This window comes from Xanthomonas sp. 3058 (genome assembly GCF_014199765.1).
GTDB classification, from domain to species: domain Bacteria; phylum Pseudomonadota; class Gammaproteobacteria; order Xanthomonadales; family Xanthomonadaceae; genus Xanthomonas; species Xanthomonas campestris_B.
This window is the reverse complement of sequence record NZ_JACHOF010000054.1, coordinates 1-1,946: the sequence shown is the minus strand read 5'-3', so window position 1 is coordinate 1,946 and position 1,946 is coordinate 1. Positions and strand designations below refer to the sequence as shown.

The 1,946-nt window shown below is 57.6% G+C and carries 2 protein-coding genes; both read left to right on the top strand.

Annotated elements, in window-relative coordinates; all coding sequences use genetic code 11:
- A partial coding sequence (locus GGR61_RS20995) for a transposase (RefSeq protein WP_221237482.1) occupies nt 1-626 on the top strand: 626 nt, incomplete at its 5' end.
- A gap of 866 nt (nt 627-1,492) precedes the next feature.
- The gene (locus GGR61_RS20885) at nt 1,493-1,939 is read left to right on the top strand and encodes a transposase (RefSeq protein ID WP_228437041.1); all 447 of its coding nucleotides are present in this window, start codon (nt 1,493-1,495) and stop codon (nt 1,937-1,939) included.
- The last annotated feature ends 7 nt before the right edge of the window (nt 1,940-1,946 follow it).

Below are 1,946 nucleotides of genomic sequence, written 5' to 3'. Positions count from 1 at the left end.
GCTCGTCAGTAAAACGTTTCTTCACGTCCAATCTCCTTCGGGGTAGGGAATTGGACTCCAAACTGGCGTGCTACTCAAAATCGGGGGGACGTCGGATGGACAACCATGTGCACTTGCTGGTCACGCCACCTGCAGCGGGACGAGTCGGGCAACTGATGCAGCGGATTGGGCGCAACTACGTGGCGCTGTTCAATGGCCGCCACGGGCGCACCGGCACGCTATGGGAAGGGCGCTACAAAGCCTGCCTTGTGGACAGTGCGGACTACGTGCTTCGCTGCTATCGCTACATTGAGCTCAACCCGGTGCGTGCTCGTCTGACCGACAACCCGGCAGCGTATCGTTGGTCCAGCTGCCCAGCCAACCTAGGCCAGCGCAGGCACTCCGCACTGACACCACATCCCTGTTGGCTTGCACTTGGCAGCGACCCGATTGAGCGATATAAGGCCTACCGCGCACTGCTCGATGAAGCTCTCTCCGACGAACTGCTCGCCAGCATTCGCCTTCATCTACAGCAGCAGCGAGCATTGGGCCACGATGCCTTCCGCGCAATTGTCGAAGCCAAGACCCGCCGCTTTGCGGGCATCAGGCCCGCTCATCGGCCGCGCAAGCAGAGCGCCATCGACTGATAAGTTAACCTGACCCCGTTATCCCCTGACATAACATCCCTGTTGGCTTGCGCTTAGCAACGACCTGATTGAGCGATCCACCCCCTACCGCGCTCTTATCGATGGAGCCCTGTCCGACGAACTGCTCGCCAGCAGCCGCCTTCATCTACGCAGCATGGCGCCATGGGCCACCATGCCTTCCGCGTGATGGTCGAAGCCAAGGCCTGCCGCGTTTCGGGCACTAGGCTCTCCACCAGCCGCGCAAGCCGAGCGTCGTCAATTGGTGAGCGGCATGACCCGTTACTTCGAGCCAGACCAAGGCATTCTCCATGGTCGGCCCAGCCTCTCCGCAATGGAGCCTCTTAATCAACTAAGGCACGTCAGGCGCCGAACCAACACTAGTTACCACCCCTTCCTTGTCATAGCTAATCTTCAATAACGGACACTGAGATGAACCAACGTCGTTGCATCGGTAGTAAACGTCCCTAGACACTAACTTCCCCCCAATCTTGTGGGAGACATATTTGGCAGCACCAGCAACCGAAACTATCGCTTGTACGGCACACTCCCGCATCCCAACCGTTATCTCTCGTCGCTCGACGTGCACCCACTCCTCTGCGTTAATGGCATTTCTCGAGGAGAGTTCCGCTCGGATCTTATCTCCATCAGGCGCCCTCATTCCATACGCCGCACATAACGAAGTAGTCCGCACACGACTAACGGGCGTACTTGGCTTGTAATCTGCTGATGCACAGCCAGACGCAAGCACTGCACCTAACAGAAGAAGGTAGTTTTTCACTAGATATCCTTTGATTATTTCGAGAACATTAGCTCTATTCGCATATGAATATCTGAGACTTATATTCAGCAATCAAGAAGTCAATTAATTGGCGCTATTCAATGGCTGCCACGGGCGCACCGGCACGCTATGGGAAGGGCGCTACAAAGCCTGCCTTGTGGACAGTGCGGACTACGTCCTTCTCTGCTATCGCTACATTGAGCTCAATCCGGTGCGTGCTCGCCTGACCGACAACCCGGCGGCGTATCGCTGGTCGAGTTGCCCAGCCAACCTAGGCCAGCGCAAGCACTCCGCACTGACACCACATCCCTGTTGGCTTGCGCTTGGCAGCGACCCGATCAAGCGATCCAACGCCTACCGTACCCTGCTCGATGAAGCCCTCTCCGAGGAACTGCTCGCCAGCATTCGCCTTCATCTACAGCAGCAGCGAGCATTGGGCCACGATGCCTTCCGCGCAATTGTCGAAGCCAAGACCCACCGTTTTGCCGGCGCTCGGCCCGCTCATCGGCCACGCAAGCCGAGCGCCGTCGATTGATAAGTGA